Origin of the sequence: Proteus hauseri (assembly GCF_040139125.1) — a bacterium.
GTDB lineage: Bacteria > Pseudomonadota > Gammaproteobacteria > Enterobacterales > Enterobacteriaceae > Proteus > Proteus hauseri_B.
In genome coordinates this window covers 157,993-175,048 of the sequence record NZ_JBEEUB010000010.1, presented here as the reverse complement: position 1 = coordinate 175,048, position 17,056 = coordinate 157,993, and the positions used below count along the sequence as shown (strand labels likewise).

16 protein-coding genes are annotated in these 17,056 nt (G+C 39.8%); 7 read left to right on the top strand and 9 right to left on the bottom strand.

The window, feature by feature from the left end; translation table 11 throughout:
* Window positions 1-192 precede the first annotated feature (192 nt).
* Window positions 193-759 (bottom strand): D-glycero-beta-D-manno-heptose 1,7-bisphosphate 7-phosphatase, encoded by a 567-nt coding sequence (gene gmhB / locus ABN099_RS16105; RefSeq protein ID WP_349465181.1) that lies wholly within the window; start codon window positions 757-759, stop codon window positions 193-195.
* 194 nt (window positions 760-953) lie between these two features.
* Here gmhB and metN point away from each other — a divergent pair, with 194 nt between their 5' ends.
* The 6 genes from metN to proS all read left to right on the top strand — a co-directional run bounded on the left by metN (window position 954) and on the right by proS (window position 6,698).
* Complete coding sequence (gene metN, locus ABN099_RS16100) at window positions 954-1,985, top strand: methionine ABC transporter ATP-binding protein MetN (protein WP_349465179.1); 1,032 nt, start codon at window positions 954-956, stop codon at window positions 1,983-1,985.
* On the top strand, window positions 1,978-2,631 hold the full coding sequence (locus ABN099_RS16095; RefSeq protein WP_349465177.1) for a methionine ABC transporter permease MetI: 654 nt from the start codon (window positions 1,978-1,980) through the stop codon (window positions 2,629-2,631). The genes metN and ABN099_RS16095 overlap by 8 nt, the downstream gene beginning before the upstream one ends.
* Window positions 2,632-2,697: 66 nt before the next feature.
* On the top strand, window positions 2,698-3,513 hold the full coding sequence (locus tag ABN099_RS16090; protein WP_349465175.1) for a MetQ/NlpA family lipoprotein: 816 nt from the start codon (window positions 2,698-2,700) through the stop codon (window positions 3,511-3,513).
* Window positions 3,514-3,643: 130 nt separating this feature from the next.
* The gene (gene rcsF / locus ABN099_RS16085) at window positions 3,644-4,054 is read left to right on the top strand and encodes an Rcs stress response system protein RcsF (protein ID WP_349465173.1); all 411 of its coding nucleotides are present in this window, start codon (window positions 3,644-3,646) and stop codon (window positions 4,052-4,054) included.
* Window positions 4,051-4,758, top strand: coding sequence for a tRNA (N6-threonylcarbamoyladenosine(37)-N6)-methyltransferase TrmO (tsaA, locus tag ABN099_RS16080; RefSeq protein WP_349465171.1), 708 nt, complete (start codon window positions 4,051-4,053; stop codon window positions 4,756-4,758). Before rcsF ends, tsaA begins: the two co-directional genes overlap by 4 nt.
* A 224-nt stretch (window positions 4,759-4,982) precedes the next feature.
* Window positions 4,983-6,698: a proline--tRNA ligase gene (gene proS / locus ABN099_RS16075; protein ID WP_349465169.1), complete on the top strand. Its 1,716-nt coding sequence runs from the start codon at window positions 4,983-4,985 to the stop codon at window positions 6,696-6,698.
* Window positions 6,699-6,783: 85 nt separating this feature from the next.
* Here proS and nlpE read toward each other — a convergent pair whose 3' ends face one another.
* Window positions 6,784-7,458, bottom strand: coding sequence for an envelope stress response activation lipoprotein NlpE (gene nlpE / locus ABN099_RS16070; RefSeq protein WP_349465167.1), 675 nt, complete (start codon window positions 7,456-7,458; stop codon window positions 6,784-6,786).
* A 261-nt stretch (window positions 7,459-7,719) separates the two neighbouring features.
* Here nlpE and rof point away from each other — a divergent pair, with 261 nt between their 5' ends.
* A complete protein-coding gene (gene rof, locus ABN099_RS16065) occupies window positions 7,720-7,980 on the top strand; it encodes a Rho-binding antiterminator (protein WP_349465165.1) in 261 nt (86 codons plus the stop codon).
* Window positions 7,981-8,012: 32 nt separating this feature from the next.
* Here the strand turns inward: rof and tilS are convergent, their stop codons facing one another.
* The 7 genes from tilS to fabZ form a co-directional block, all read right to left on the bottom strand.
* Window positions 8,013-9,353, bottom strand: a complete 1,341-nt coding sequence (tilS, locus tag ABN099_RS16060) for a tRNA lysidine(34) synthetase TilS (protein WP_349465163.1) — start codon at window positions 9,351-9,353, stop codon at window positions 8,013-8,015.
* Between the two features lie 168 nt (window positions 9,354-9,521).
* Window positions 9,522-10,481 carry an acetyl-CoA carboxylase carboxyl transferase subunit alpha gene (gene accA / locus ABN099_RS16055; RefSeq protein ID WP_349465162.1) on the bottom strand — a complete coding sequence of 320 codons (960 nt, stop codon included), beginning with the start codon at window positions 10,479-10,481 and terminating at the stop codon, window positions 9,522-9,524.
* 12 nt (window positions 10,482-10,493) lie between these two features.
* Window positions 10,494-13,976: a DNA polymerase III subunit alpha gene (dnaE, locus tag ABN099_RS16050; protein ID WP_349465160.1), complete on the bottom strand. Its 3,483-nt coding sequence runs from the start codon at window positions 13,974-13,976 to the stop codon at window positions 10,494-10,496.
* Between the two features lie 22 nt (window positions 13,977-13,998).
* Window positions 13,999-14,589 (bottom strand): ribonuclease HII, encoded by a 591-nt coding sequence (gene rnhB / locus ABN099_RS16045; RefSeq protein ID WP_349465158.1) that lies wholly within the window; start codon window positions 14,587-14,589, stop codon window positions 13,999-14,001.
* Complete coding sequence (gene lpxB, locus ABN099_RS16040; RefSeq protein WP_349465156.1) at window positions 14,589-15,761, bottom strand: lipid-A-disaccharide synthase; 1,173 nt, start codon at window positions 15,759-15,761, stop codon at window positions 14,589-14,591. The genes rnhB and lpxB overlap by 1 nt, the downstream gene beginning before the upstream one ends.
* Window positions 15,762-15,768: 7 nt before the next feature.
* On the bottom strand, window positions 15,769-16,572 hold the full coding sequence (lpxA, locus tag ABN099_RS16035) for an acyl-ACP--UDP-N-acetylglucosamine O-acyltransferase (protein WP_349465154.1): 804 nt from the start codon (window positions 16,570-16,572) through the stop codon (window positions 15,769-15,771).
* Between the two features lie 3 nt (window positions 16,573-16,575).
* Entirely contained in the window at window positions 16,576-17,028 is a 453-nt protein-coding gene (gene fabZ / locus ABN099_RS16030; RefSeq protein ID WP_349465152.1) for a 3-hydroxyacyl-ACP dehydratase FabZ, read from the bottom strand.
* Window positions 17,029-17,056: the final 28 nt, after the last annotated feature.

Here is a 17,056-nt window from a genome sequence, read left to right as displayed (position 1 = left end):
GCATTCTACATCTTCCTCATTCAGTGTCAAGCGTTATTTTATAAGGCTTTCCACTTTATTTTTCTGTTCTCTCGGCTAACTCACTTAGCGTGGTTTGCCGTGACAACGAGGACGCATTATAGGGAGTTTTCTGAGGCTGGCAATAGTTTTTTTTAAAAAAACGTTCGTTTGTTGGTAAATTAAACGAAGTGCTTATTTTTTGTGGCTTTTTATCCATTTTGGCAAGTCAGCCAAGCTATCTAGGATAAAATCTGCACAGATTTGAGCCTCTTGCGTAATCTCTTTTCCGGTACGAACGAGAACTTTATTGCCCACTCCCGCAGATTTTGCTGCCAACATATCTTCTTTTTTATCGCCAACCATATAAGAAGAAGCCATATCGATGTTTAATTGTGCTTTTGCATCCATAAACATTCCAGCGGCTGGTTTGCGACAATCACACTGTTGCTTATATTCAGCAACACTTGCTTCTGGGTGATGAGGACAATAATAGATACCATCTAAATCAACGCCTCTATCTGCTAAAGACCAGTCCATCCATTCAGTAAGATGCAAAAATTGATCTTCACTATAATAGCCACGACCAATACCCGATTGGTTAGTCACTAAAACCAAGGCATAGCCCATTGCTTTTAGCTCAGCCATTGCTTCAATAACACCATCGATAAACTCAAAGTTATCAATTTCAGATACATAACCGTGGTCTATATTAATTGTTCCGTCGCGATCAAGAAAAATCGCAGAAATCCCATTACTCACCAGCATTACTCCATTCAGATATTTGTTATTAGTATCGCATGTTTTCTCTTATATAGAGAATGGAATCCATCCCTTTCTTTCTTTATTAGTTGAGTACTCTTTTTTATTGACTTAGCCATCTAGACGCCTTAACATCTATTTTAACTAGGGCAGAATAGTCTTTATGTCCATATTCTACTTATATAAAGAACAACATGATTAAACTGACGAATATAAACAAAGTGTTTAAGCAGGGAGAGCGTTCAATACAAGCGCTATCAAATATTAACCTGCATGTGCCACAAGGGCAGATTTTTGGTGTTATTGGATCGTCAGGAGCGGGTAAAAGTACACTTATACGCTGTGTGAATATGTTAGAAAAACCAACATCAGGAGAAGTTCTTGTTGATGGACGAGATCTAACAAAGCTGTCTGATAAAGAATTAACAAAAGCACGTCGTGGCATTGGTATGATTTTTCAGCATTTCAATTTACTCTCTTCACGAACAGTATTTGAAAATGTGTCATTACCTTTAGAGTTAGATAACACGCCTCGCGCCAATATTACACAACGTGTAAACGAGCTACTGGAATTAGTTGGTCTGTCTGATAAAAAAGATTATTACCCAGCAAATCTATCTGGCGGACAAAAACAGCGTGTTGCAATTGCTAGAGCACTGGCCAATTCTCCGAATGTTCTATTATGTGATGAAGCCACCAGCGCACTAGATCCAGCAACTACACGTTCTATTTTAGAATTACTGAAAGATATTAATCGTCGTTTAGGATTAACTATTTTACTTATCACCCATGAAATGGATGTTGTAAAACGCATTTGTGATCAAGTGGCAGTTATTAGTGGTGGTGAATTAGTTGAAAGTGATGCAGTGAGTGAAGTTTTCTCTCACCCTAAAACACCCGTTTCTCAGGCATTTATTCAATCAACATTACAATTGGATATTCCTGAAGATTATCAAGAACGAATGAAACCAAAATGGGAAGAGGGTTTATTCCCATTATTGAAACTTGAATTTAATGGTCAATCCGTTGATGCACCATTGATGTCTATCGTAGCGCGTCGTTTTGATGCCGACATTAATATTTTAAGTTCTCAAATGGATTACGCCGGTGGTGTTAAATTTGGCGTTATGTTAGCTGAATTACATGGTAAAAATGGTAACACTGAAAAATCTATTGCGTTTTTAGAAGAGCATCATGTGAAAGTAGAGGTTCTTGGTTATGTCTGAAGGAATGATTTATTTATTAATTGGTGGTATCTGGGAAACCTTGGTCATGACCTTCGTCTCTGGCTTTTTCGGTTTTGTTATTGGATTACCATTAGGCGTATTGCTGTATGTCACTCGTCCTGATCAAATCATGGTAAGTACCACAACATACCGAACAATTTCAGCACTGGTCAATGTGTTTAGGGCAATCCCTTTTATTATTTTACTAGTATGGATGATCCCATTTACTCGTATGGTAGTAGGTACATCAATTGGCTTACAAGCCGCTATTGTTCCTTTAACGGTAGGCGCTGCACCTTTTATTGCTCGTATGGTAGAAAATACTTTACTCGAAATTCCAAATGGGCTGATTGAAGCATCACGCTCTATGGGTGCAACACCAATGCAGATTATTAAAAAGGTTTTATTACCAGAATCTCTGCCTGGCTTAATTAACGCAGCAACCATCACACTAATTACATTAGTGGGTTACTCTGCAATGGGTGGTGCTGTTGGTGCTGGCGGTTTAGGTCAGATTGGTTATCAGTATGGTTATGTTGGTTATAATGCAACAGTAATGAATACCGTAATTGTTCTGCTTGTTATTCTAGTTTTTATCATTCAGTTTATTGGTAATCATTTAGTTAAACTGACAACTCATAAATAAAAGCATTGAAGGTTCTATATCATCTATAGAGCCTTTTATATAAACGGATCAAATAAGGGTGAATGTATGTCATTAAAATTCAAATCGCTTGCAGTGGTAAGTGCATTAATTGGCGCACTGGCATTAGCTGGTTGTGGTGAAAAAGACAAAGATCCGAACCATATTCGTGTCGGCGTTATTTCAGGTTCAGAACAACAAGTTGCCGAAGTTGCTAAACAAGTCGCTAAAGATAAATATGGTCTTAATGTTGAGCTGGTCACTTTTAATGACTTCGTGATGCCAAATGAGTCACTAAGCCGTGGTGATATCGATATTAACGCATTCCAACATAAGCCTTATTTGGATCAACAAATTAAAGATCGTAATTATAAGATTACTGCCGTAGGAAATACATTTATTTACCCTATCGCAGGTTACTCTAAAAAAATTACCGATTTAGCTGATTTACCTGATGGCGCACAAGTGGCTATCCCTAACGATCCAACAAACTTAGGCCGTTCATTACTGCTATTAGAAAAAGTGGGTTTAATTAAATTAAAAGATGGGGTTGGCTTATTACCATCAGTACTTGATATTACTGAAAACCCAAAAAATCTAAAATTAGTTGAATTAGAAGCACCACAATTACCACGCTCTTTAGATGACCAAAAAATCTACTTAGCCGTGATAAATACAACCTACGCGAGTCAAGTGAACTTAACACCAGCAAAAGACGGTATTTTTGTTGAAGATAAAGACTCTCCTTACGTAAATATCATTGTTGCACGTGAAGATAATAAAGATTCAGAGAACGTGAAGAAATTTATTCAAGCATATCAATCAGATGAAGTTGATAGTGCAGCAAATAAAATCTTTAACGGTGGTGCAGTAAAAGGCTGGTAACTATTAATTATCTAACTTAATCATAAAAAAGGCGGACATTTGTTCGCCTTTCTCTTTTTTACTTGGATAATTTGCATTAAATTAGAGTCGTTTAATTTTTGTATAGACAATAATAAAGAGGATGTAACCCATGCACATGCGCTTGCTACTTATTGGCATCATAGCGCTGTTTATGACAGGCTGTTCAGTCAAAAATTCATCGGATGTTGATCAGTCTAAATTTACGGATATGCGTTTAAATAAACCAGGTCAACCACAAAAGCCAAAAGATAAAATATTATCTCCGGTTCGTGTTGTTGAAAAAACAGAAGATCTTTTAGGTGCACCTTTTAAAGATCTTGGTATTGTTTCTGGTGAATCTTGCCGACAAACATTACAAGATCCACCAGCAAGTTTACCTGTTGCTAAAAAAAGAATGGCGACCAAAGCCGCTTATAAAAATGCTAATGCCGTTTTATTACATGAATGCCAGATTGTTACTGGTTTAGGTTGTTATCAATCGGCTATTTGCGAAGGCACAGCACTATTAATTACCCAATGAATCCCCTTCAAATTACACCTATAGGGCATATTGTTAGCCCTTATAAAGAGAAATTTGCCGTACCACGCCAGCCTGGATTAATTCAGGATGGCGGTGGTCAGCTTATTTTTCATTCACCTTATAACCACCCTGATGCAGTAAGAGGATTAGAGCAATTTAGTCACCTTTGGTTGCTTTTTATCTTTCACCAAACCGCACAGCAAGGATGGCATCCTTTAGTTCGTCCACCAAGATTAGGTGGAAATGCTAAAATGGGTGTATTTGCTACTCGCTCAACCTTTAGACCTAATCCCATAGGGATGTCACTGGTTGAGCTTAAGCAAGTGAAAACAGATAATCAGTCCGTTATTTTAGAATTGGGTAGCCTTGACCTTATCGACGGTACACCTATTATTGACATAAAACCTTATCTCCCTTTTGCTGAATCTCGTCCTGATGCAACCGCGGGTTTTGCTCAATATGCGCCAAATGATGAAATGTCGGTTTTCTTTTCACAACAAGCATCAGAACAACTGCAACATTATGCTAGTGAATACCCTAATCTTTCTCGCTTTATTACCCAAGTATTACAGCAAGATCCTCGTCCTGCTTATAAAAAGGGAGAACAAAGTGATAGAGTTTATGCCGTGCATTTACTTGAGTTTAATATTCGCTGGCAAGTTAAAGAGCAACAGACACTTGTACTTAGCATTGAACCGCGATAATTTGCTCTAACAGCCGCAGACAATGCTATGATGAATTATCAATGCTTATTTTTATAAAATCTGACTACGGTTCTTCTTGTCTTTGAACAAATCAGATTTAAAAAAATGCTTTGCCCCTTTTGGCAGACCAAAGTCACTGGTAGACTAAAGTCTTTCCCTATTTATATTGATGTAGACTGGCGTGACAGTCAGCCTAAGTATTTTTGTTCTAATGGAACCTAATAATGCGTACTAGCCACTATTTGCTCTCTACTTTAAAAGAGACGCCTGCTGATGCAGAAATTGTCAGCCATCAACTTATGCTTCGCGCAGGCATGATCCGTAAACTTGCTTCTGGTCTTTATGATTGGATGCCGACCGGTGTTCGTGTTCTACGAAAAATTGAAAAAATTGTTCGTGAAGAGATGGATAACGCGGGATCACTTGAAATTTCAATGCCTGTTGTTCAACCCGCAGATTTATGGCTAGAAAGTGGTCGTTGGGAACAATATGGTCCGGAATTACTGCGTTTTGCTGATAGAGGCGAGCGCCCTTTTGTTTTGGGTCCAACACATGAAGAAGTTGTAACAGATATCGTTCGTAACGAAATCACCTCTTACAAACAACTTCCACTAAATCTGTACCAAATTCAAACTAAATTCCGCGATGAAGTACGCCCTCGCTTTGGTGTTATGCGTTCTCGTGAATTTATTATGAAAGATGCATACTCTTTCCATATCTCTCAAGAGTCTTTACAAGAGACCTACGACAGAATGTATGAAGCCTATAGCAAAATCTTTACACGTATTGGGCTTGATTTCCGCCCTGTACTTGCAGATACAGGCTCTATTGGTGGTAATGCATCACATGAATTCCAAGTATTAGCTGATAGCGGTGAAGATGATATCGTATTCTCTACTGGTTCTGACTACGCGGCAAATATCGAACTTGCAGAAGCGGTAATGCCAGCAACGCCTCGTGCAGCAGCGACTGAAGAAATGCGCCTCGTTGATACGCCAAATGCAAAAACAATTGCTGAATTAGTTGAGCAGTTCAATCTACCAATTGAAAAAACAGTGAAAACACTGATTGTTCATGGAACTAAAGAGAGTGGTCATAGCTTAGTTGCATTGCTGGTTCGCGGTGATCATGAACTTAACGAAATTAAAGCTGAAAAATGTGACATCGTTGCATCACCTTTAACTTTTGCAACAGAAGCCGAAATTCGCCAAGCAGTAAATGCAGGTCCGGGTTCATTAGGTCCAGTTAATTTGCCACTGCCAGTTATTATGGATCGTGCGGTTTCTGTGATGAGTGACTTTGGTGCTGGTGCAAATACTGACGGTAAACACTACTTTGGTATTAACTGGGAACGTGACTTACCTGTTGCTGAAATTGCAGATATCCGCAATGTCGTTGAGGGTGATCCAAGCCCAGATGGCAAAGGTACTTTACTTATCAAACGTGGTATTGAAGTTGGTCATATTTTCCAACTTGGTAAAAAATACTCAGAAGCATTAAAAGCAACGGTACAAAACGAAGAAGGTCACAACCAAGTTGTCACTATGGGTTGTTATGGTATTGGTGTTACTCGTATTGTTGCCGCAGCCATTGAACAAAACCATGATGAACGCGGTATTATTTGGCCAGATGCAATTGCACCGTTCCAAGTTGCTATTTTACCAATGAATATGCATCGTTCTTATCGTGTAAAAGAAGTTGCTGATAAACTTTACAACGACTTACGCGCACAAGGCGTTGATGTTCTGTTCGATGATCGTAAAGAGCGCCCTGGTGTCATGTTTGCCGATATGGAACTGATTGGTATTCCTCACACCATCGTGATTGGTGATCGCAACCTCGATAACAACCAAATCGAATATAAAGCACGTCGCAGCGATGATAAATCATTAATCAATGTGGATGACGTTGTTGCTTTTATCAAAGAGCAATTAGCTTAATCAGCACACTGCCTCAATTGAGGCAGTAAAATAGATAATAAAAAACCCGCAATAGCGGGTTTTTTATTCGTTCAGAATAGTTAGATTAGCTTCTACCTCGATGACCACCACAAGAACCGTGACGATTAAAGCGAGTATCACCAGTAACAACTAATGCAGGATCAAAACGGCCATCTTCCATTGAAGGGCGAATACTATAATAACCTTCAACTTCAAGATAAACTGGCGTTCCACCTTCAACACCCGTCGAGAAATAACCAGTTTCTAAAGTTAACCCTTGTGCTGCATAAACACGCCCAGATTGGCAATCTTTAAATGTTCCAGCATCCGCTAAATACGTAAACTCACCGGCTAATTTTCTTGGCTGAACTTTAACAAGTGAATAATTTAATTCTGAATTAATAACATTACCATCGATATCCAACATCACCAGTTTATCTTCTTTAGGAAGATAATAGCTTTTTTCGCCATAGCTGTTAGTTAAAGCCAATTTATCTTTACTTAACGCCCAAGTTCCTGACTCAAAAAAACTACCTCTATCATCAGCCGAACCTTGGTAACGCTGCTCCATAACATAAGAGCCATCTTGATTAACAAGAATTGTTGTGTCGATACCAGAACAATCGGCACAAGGTAAAATACTGTTATATGTTTGATCAACAATTTTGCCATCAAGTGATAAGCCAATATTATTTTGGCAACCTGATAACACAAACAACCCAGCAGCAATGGCTGCAAATAAAAGTTTTTTCCCCATCATCTACTCCCTCATTCTGGGTACTTTCTAATTACTCATTCTCTTTATGATTCTAGCATTTTTTATAACGAAAAGGGCTAATAAAACTCGCTTTAAGATAAATGCACCCTTATTTGATAGTTATTTCCCAAATCATCTCTCATTAAGAGCTATTTCAGAAAATTATTACAATAACTATTGTGCTCACATCGAATAACAGCATAATGATTTTATTCTGAATTATTCACTGGCGGCAATACCGCCACGAACGAGTGGTGAGGGAATATGTCAACAAATACAGAATATCAACCAATTAACTGTGATGACTATGAAAATTTAGAGTTAGCTTGCCAGCATGGGATGCATCTCCAAATTGAATTACATAGTGGTGAACTTATTGATGGTATTGCAGATGATCTTTTTTTAAGTAAAAAGGTCGAGTATCTGAAAATAAAGACCCCTGACGGTTCTAAAGACTTACGACTGGATATTATCGCCAGTTTTTCCAATCCCGAAATTGGGACTGTTGTTATAAAATCGGAATAATCGATAGTAAACAACCGCCAAAAGGCGGTTGTTTATTGATAAGTCTCTTGCCACTCGATAGTTAAGTTCTGTTCTAATGTTGCTTTTCCCTCAAGAGTAACAAAAGTATTAACCGCAGCAATTAAGGTATCATTATAATAAATCAGTGGAATACGCGTTCTGCGCCAAGGTGCAATACCCAGCTCTTGCCAAATTTTCTTGCTATGTCTTGGTAATTCTCTACCAACAATGCGCAAAGATGGCTGAGTAAGACCAAAACGAACCGTCACGGTCTCACTACTATAAGGCTCTCGAATTGCCATTTTCTGGTTTTGCTCTCTTGTTGAATGCGCAATTAATACCCCTAGCGCTTCAGGTAAAACCAGTGGCTGAGATAATGACCATGTAAGTATTTTATCTGTTGGCTCATTAATAACAGGAACAAGATAAAGCCGTTGCTTATAACGTCGTACTTCATCTTGAAAAAGACGTAACTTAGGTTCAGCACCATCTTTAGCCAAAGCAACCTCTTCCCATAAACGTAGAATTTGTTCCCTTGAAGGCATAACTCTATTTTGACAGGAGAACCAACGTCTTAATAAAGCATTACGTTTTATTACGCTACTCGTTGAAAGCGCATCAATATCAAGGCTATTGTTCTTATCTACCAGTAAATTAAGTTCTGAATCAAGCAATTCATCTAACAATGCCTCTTGCTCACCACAAAGTGCAGCACTACGCGTTACCGCTTGAGAAAAGTGAGCCCAACGTTGCGTGAATAATGGCATTACATGTAACCGTAAAAAATTACGGTCATAGCGGTCATCTTGATTGCTGTCGTCTTCTATCCAATATAAGCCTTGCTGATTTGCATAAGTCTCAATTTGCTTGCGGGTAATATTAAGGAGTGGGCGAAGTAGATAGCTGTGTTCAAAGGGCATCTTCGCAGGCATAGATGAAAGCCCGGCGGGTCCACTTCCTCGCTTTAATGCCAATAAAAATGTTTCTGCTTGATCGTCTTGATGTTGTGCTGTGGCTAAAATTTGCTGTGGCTGCAAATATTGTCGATAAGCTTGATAGCGTGCTGCTCTAGCACCGTTTTCAATACCTCCGTCTTTTACATCCACATTGACTTTTTCACTGATAAACGTGACATTCCACTGCTGGCAAAATTGCTCACAATGGACTAACCAATCATCTGCTTTGGTGTTTAATCCATGATGTACATAGATTGCCGTTAACTCTAAAGGTAATTGGTATTCATCTCGTAAACGAACAAGCCCATGTAATAAAACAGTTGAATCTACTCCTCCACTAAAGCCCACCAAAATTTTTGTGTGAGGATCAACTTGTTGCTTGATTTCTTTAAGGAGCGAGCAATATTTCAGTTCCATAGCATTATCATTTATCAGTGAATTCAGATGATTATGTTAAGTCTTTTGCCGCGATTTTGCACCAATACAAAAACAGCTGTAATTAAAACCAAAGAGATAACACAAAAAAAAGCAGAATAATCATTATTCTGCTTTCATATTATTAATTTTGGTTTGCTAGCATAAGTCTTAGCAGTAACCGTATTCCATTAAACGCTGATAACGACGATTTTTTAGTTCTTCTGATTCAAATGCATCTAATTCTTCTAAATCAGCTTTAATTTGCGTTTTTAGAGAGACTGCAATTTCATCGTAATTACGATGTGCGCCACCTAAAGGTTCTGGAATAACGTTATCAATAAGCTTTAGCTCTTTTAAACGATTAGCAGTAATTCCCATTGCTTCTGCAGCTAAAGGTGCTTTATCAGCACTTTTCCAAAGAATAGAAGCACAACCTTCTGGTGAAATCACTGAATAAGTACTGTATTGCAGCATATTAACTTTATCACCAACACCAATCGCTAATGCACCACCAGAACCACCTTCACCAATAACAGTACAGATAATTGGCACACCAAGGCGAGACATCTCTCTTAAGTTACGAGCGATAGCTTCAGATTGTCCGCGCTCTTCTGCGCCTACCCCAGGATAAGCACCCGGTGTATCAATAAAAGTAATAATTGGCAGATTAAAACGCTGTGCCATTTCCATTAAACGAAGCGCTTTACGATAACCTTCAGGTGCTGGCATACCAAAGTTGCGACGTATTTTTTCTTTGGTTTCACGCCCTTTTTGATGTCCAATAATCATAATAGGACGACCATCTAAACGAGCAATACCACCAACAATCGCTTTATCATCAGCATAAGCGCGATCGCCTGCTAATTCCTGAAAATCAGTAAAGATACGATGAATATAATCAAGTGTATAAGGTCTTAATGGATGACGAGCAAGTTGTGCAACTTGCCATGATCCAAGATCAGAGAAAATCTTACGTGTTAGCTCTAGGCTTTTTTCTCTTAGACGTGAGACTTCTTCATCGATATTAATATCAATTTTTTCATCATGTTGGCTAACTGCGGTCAGCGAATCAATTTTCGCTTCTAACTCGGCAATTGGCTGTTCAAAATCCAGAAAATTAAGACTCATAACATTCCTATTCTAGTCAAATTCTAATTCCACCTGCTCATTACCCAGCAGAGTTCGCAGATCGGTCAAAAGCATATCAGTTGGCGTAATACGCCATGTCGCACCGAATCGTAGGCGGGCGCAGGCATCGTGTTTTTGAAAATAAAGATGAACCGGTATCGTGCCTGAACGATGTGGCTCTAAAACGCCGCGAAGACGATTTAATAATTGCTCATTAATTTGCCTGTCTGACAACGATATAGCAAGCCCTCTTGCATATTTTTCACGGGCTTCGCTAATATCCATAAGCTCGCGGACAGTCATTTTAAGCCCACCGTTGAAATCATCAAAGCTGACCTGCCCTGTAGCAATTAAAATCCGATCTTTTTCCAATAAATGTTGGTATTTATCCAACGCATCGGAAAATAACATAATTTCAAGCCGACCAGAACGATCATCAAGGGTACATACCCCAATTCTATTACCTCGTTTAGTGGTAAATACTTTAGATGCCAGCACTAAGCCTGCAACTTTAACCATTTGACCACGAGGTGTCGGTGTCAGATCCTTTAGACGTGTCCCTGCCGCATATCGTTCAATTTCTTTTAGATAACGTGTTATCGGGTGACCGGTTAAATATAAACCAAGTGTTTCCCTTTCACCTTCTAAAACAACCTGATCTGACCATTTTGGTACATTAGCATAAGAGCGTTCTACTTGCTCTGGTGCTTCAGCTAACACACCAAACATATCCGATTGCCCGATAGCTTCTGCTTTAGCATGTTGGTCCGCAGCTTTAAGCGCATCTTCTAATGCAGACATTAATGCTGCGCGATGAGGACCTAATTTATCGAATGCGCCTGCCATGATCAGTTTTTCCATCACTCGGCGATTCAATTTTTTCGTTTCAGTTCTAGCGCTTAAATCAAAGATATCTTTAAAATGACCACCTTGTTGACGAGCTTCAACAACCGCTTCAATGGGTCCTTCACCAACACCTTTTATTGCACCAATACCATAAACGATTTCGCCTTCATCATTAACGTGAAAATGATAAAGACCACTATTGATATCTGGCGGTAGAACTTTTAATCCCATACGCCAGCATTCATCCACTAATCCAACCACTTTTTCAGTGTTATCCATATCAGCAGTCATTACTGCCGCCATAAACTCTGCTGGATAGTGTGCTTTTAACCATAAGGTTTGATAAGAGACCAATGCATAAGCGGCTGAGTGAGATTTATTAAATCCATAACCTGCGAATTTCTCCACAAGGTCAAAGATCCTCATTGCTAGCTCACCATCAACGCCATTTTTAATCGCACCCTCTTCAAAAATAGAGCGCTGTTTTGCCATCTCTTCTGGTTTTTTCTTACCCATGGCGCGTCGTAACATATCTGCGCCACCCAGTGTATATCCTGCCAATACTTGGGCTATTTGCATAACCTGTTCTTGATACAAAATAACACCATAAGTAGGCTCTAGAACAGGTTGCAAACTCTCATGCTGCCACTTAACATCAGGATAAGAGATCTCTTCAACACCATGTTTACGGTCGATAAAGTTATCAACCATTCCTGATTGTAAAGGTCCCGGTCTAAACAATGCGACGAGGGCTATCATATCTTCAAAACAGTCAGGACGTAGACGTTTAATTAAGTCTTTCATACCACGGGATTCCAACTGGAATACCGCCGTAGTTTCAGAACGCTGTAACATATCAAAACTACGCTGATCTGTCAGGGAGATCGCCGCAATATCTATAGGCTCAAGCGCTTTTTTCGCTCGCCGAGCATTAATCATTTCTAATGCCCAGTTAATAATGGTTAGCGTTCGTAAGCCTAAAAAGTCAAATTTCACTAACCCTGCATATTCGACATCATTCTTATCAAATTGAGTAACAGGGTTGTTTCCTTCAGCATCACAATAAAGTGGTGCAAAATCGGTAATTTTCGTTGGTGCAATAACGACACCACCCGCGTGTTTTCCTGCATTGCGCGTTACCCCTTCTAACTTACGCGCCATGTCGATAAGGGCTCTTACCTCTTCATCAGCATCATAAATTTCAGGTAACTGTGGCTCTGCTTCAAACGCTTTTTCTAACGTCATACCAGGATCAGGAGGAACAAGCTTTGAGATCCTATCGACAAAGCCGTAAGGGTGCCCTAACACTCGCCCTACATCACGAATAACCGCTTTTGCTGCCATTGTACCGAAAGTAATAATCTGTGATACCGCATCACGACCATACATTTCAGCAACATGATCAATAACTCTGTCGCGTTTCTCCATGCAAAAATCGACATCAAAGTCGGGCATGGAAACACGTTCTGGGTTAAGAAAACGCTCAAAGAGTAAATCAAATTCTAATGGATCAAGATCGGTAATTTTTAACGAATAGGCAACTAATGAACCCGCACCAGAACCTCGCCCTGGACCTACAGGAACGCCATTATCTTTAGACCATTGGATAAACTCCATCACGATAAGGAAGTAACCGGGAAATCCCATCTGGTTAATGACTTTTAATTCAATATCGAGGCGTTCATCATATTCTACTCGTTTCTTTTTACGCTCTTCTGGATCGGGAAATAGAAAAGACAAACGCTCTTCTAGTCCTTCCTTTGATTTCTTAACTAAGAAATCTTCGGTACTCATATCTCCCGTTGGAAATTGAGGAAGGAAGTATTCACCTAAACGAATCGTAACATTACAACGCTTAGCAATTTCAACACTGTTTTCTAATGCCTCGGGAATATCACTAAACAGCTCACACATCTCTTCTTCTGTGCGCATATACTGTTGTGGGCTGTAATGTTTAGGTCGTTTGGGATCTGAAAGTGTAAAACCATCATGAATAGCGACACGAATTTCGTGGGCATCAAAATCATCAGCATCAATAAAGCAGACATCATTTGTAGCAACAACGGGGATCCCAGTTTCAGCAGCTAAAGCAACCGCTTGATGAAGATAAGACTCTTCATCAGGGCGACCTGTGCGAATGAGTTCTAGATAATAACTATCCGGGAAATGGGTTTGATAATATTCAAGACATTGGTCAACTAATGGGCGATTTCCGCGGAGTAAAAATTTACCAACATCACCCATTCTGCCGCCAGAGATTAGCAACAACCCTTCTTTATAAGTTGTTAGCCACTCTTGTTTGATAACAGGACCAGCAGCACCATAACCGTGTTTATAAGCTTCTGAAATAAGCAGTGTAAGGTTTTGATAGCCGACATTATTGCGAGCAAGGATAGTTAGGTGAGCGTATTCATCACCTAATAGTTCAGTTTCAAGATAAACATCTGCACCGACGATGGGCTTAACACCCGCATTATGGGCTGCGCCATAGAATTTCACTAAACCACATAAGTTAGTGAAATCAGTAATCGCAAAAGCAGGCATACCCAGCGAAGCCACTTTCTTCACAAGAGGCCCTGTTTTTGCCAATCCATCGATCATTGAATAATCGCTGTGAACCCTAAGATGGATAAAACGAGGATCTGCCATATTTCTTTAATTACTCTGTGGATTACTCTAAGTTTAAGGCGCGCTTTACAGGAGCAAAGCTTTTTCGGTGGTAAGGCGTTGCCCCTAATAAAGCTAATTTCTCCATATGAAAAGCCGTTGGATAGCCTTTATGTTTAGCAAAGCCATATTCAGGATAAAGCTTATCTAACTCTTCCATCTCTCTATCACGAGTGACTTTAGCTAGAATTGAAGCCGCACTTATTTCTTGAACGAGGCTGTCACCTTTTATCACAGCTTGAGATGCCATTGGCAATGTAGGACAACGGTTACCATCAACTAAAACCATATCAGGTGCTAATGATAATCCTGCAACCGCGCGTTCCATCGCTTTCATTGTCGCCCAAAGAATATTGAGTTCATCAATCTCTTCAGGTTCAGCTCGTCCGATTGCCCAACACAATGCTTTCTCTTTTATTTCATCGTAAAGTGCATTACGTTTCTTTTCTGTCAGCTTTTTAGAGTCGTTTAATCCCTCGATAGGATTAGCGGGATCTAAAATCACTGCGGCGGTGACAACGGCACCAACTAAAGGTCCACGACCAACTTCATCAACACCAGCGATAAAATTCGCTTTAGGATATACAAATTCCATTATTGACCTGCCAATTCTAATACTGCGCTCGCTGCTTGCTCATCGGCATTACAACGAATGGCGGAATGTAGCTGTAAAAATATCTCTTTTAATTGCTGCACTTTTTCGTTGTCAGTTAAAAGAGGCAACAGTTGTTCTGCTAACGCCTCTGGTTTGCAATCTTCTTGCAATAGCTCTTTTATAATTTCTCGCCCTGCTAATAAATTAGGCAACGAGACATAAGGCGTTTTAACTAATTTTTTTGCTAACCAAAAAGTGAAGGGCTTCATTCGATAACCCACAACCATTGGGCATTTAGTTAGCATACACTCTAAAGCCGCTGTTCCTGATGCGAGTAAAGTCGCATCACTGGCCGTCATCACTTCTCTCGCTTGACCATCTAATAGCTGAATATCCAGCTCAGGAGCAACGGTTTGATGTATCTGTTCAAATTGAGCACGTCGTTTTGCGTTTACCAACGGTACTAAAATATGCAGTGTAGGAATATGTTGTTTTAGCAATTGTGCCGTTTTTATAAAATCGGCACTCAACATTTCAACTTCTGCATGGCGACTTCCCGGTAATAGTGCTAAACATGTAGCATTTTGTGCAATACCAAGATGTTCTCTAGCCGCTTTTTTATCTGGATTAAGCGCAATAGCATCGGCCATTGTATGACCAATAAATCGACAAGGAACCTGATATTTATCATAAAACGCTTTTTCAAAAGGAAGAAAAGCCAACACTAAATCCGTTGCTTTACCAATTTTGAAAACCCGTTTTTGGCGCCAAGCCCAGACAGAAGGACTGACATAATGAATGGTTTTAATCCCTTTTTGCTTTAAACGCCCTTCAAGGGTGATATTAAAGTCTGGGGCATCAATACCAACAAAAACATCAGGTTTCAGTTGTGAGAATCGCTGAGTAAGATCTTTTCTTATCTTGAGTAATCTCGGTAATCGTTCTAAAACTTCAACGATCCCCATCACTGCAAGCTCTTCCATCTCATACCAAGCTTCACAACCTTCAGCTTGCATAAGCGGTCCAGCGACACCAACAAAGCGGATATTGGGATGTCTGAGTTTAAGAGCGCGGATTAAACCCGCGCCCAAGATATCACCGGACGTTTCACCGGCAACTAAGCCGATAACTAACGGACGCTGATCAATAGATGATTGGCCTGACAAGGTCATATCCTAATTAGCGAATAATGCCACGATTGGATTGTGCAGAGTGTTCCAGAAAATCGCTGAACATTTTGACATACGAATTATTATTATCCGTAGCTAACTGTCCAATCTCTTCGCGAGCTTCTTCCAATGTTTTACCATTACGATAAAGCACTTTGTAAGCATTACGAATAGCGTGAAGATCTTCTTTAGCAAAACCTCGACGTTTTAATCCTTCGATATTTAGCCCATAAGGCGTTGCATGATTTCCTTGTGCAATCACAAAAGGAGGAACATCTTGTGCAACACCAGAACATCCACCGACCATAACATGGGAACCGATCTGGCAAAATTGATGAACAGCACTCATGCCACCAATAATAACGAAATCCCCTAAAGTGACGTGTCCACCAAGGGTGCCATTATTAGCAATGATACAGCGATCACCAATGATACAGTCATGAGCAACGTGTGTATTGATCATTAGTAGATTGTCATTGCCAATCTTAGTTAAATTGCCACCTTGAGTCGTGCCACGATGAATTGTCACACTTTCACGAATCAGGTTGCGATCACCAATAATCACTTCGGTCGGCTCACCGCGATATTTCAGATCCTGATTGGCTTCACCTATCGAGGCAAACTGATAAATTTGGTTATCACGACCAATACGGGTATGCCCATTAATAACAACATGAGATTTAATATCAGTACCTTCACCAATCTCAACATTGCCACCAATAACGCAAAAAGGGCCAATGCGAACATTAGCACCAATTACCGCACCCTCTTCAACAATTGAAGAAGGGTGAATTACTGCGGATTTATCTATCATAGGCTAAACCTCACGGCGGCGAGCACACATCATCTCAGCTTCGCAAGCAATTTCCCCATCAACTTTAGCGACGCCTTTAAAGCGTGCAACACCACGGCGTTCTTTAATGAATTCAACTTCTAGGATCATTTGATCACCAGGTAAGACAGGACGTTTAAAGCGAGCACCATCAATAGCAGCAAAATAGTAGAGTTCACCAGGTTCCAGTTTACCTACGCTTTTAAATGCTAAAATACCAGTTGCCTGTGCCATTGCTTCTAAAATCAACACACCTGGGAAAATTGGCTTGCCCGGGAAGTGACCTTGAAAGAAAGGCTCATTAAAAGATACATTTTTTACTGCTCTTAGAAATTTCCCTTCTTCAAAATCAAGGACACGGTCAACCAGTAAGAATGGGTAACGGTGTGGAAGTAAATCTAAAATTTCTTCGATTTGCAGAGTATGATTATCACTCATTGCAATACTCTTCCTGTCTAATAAAACT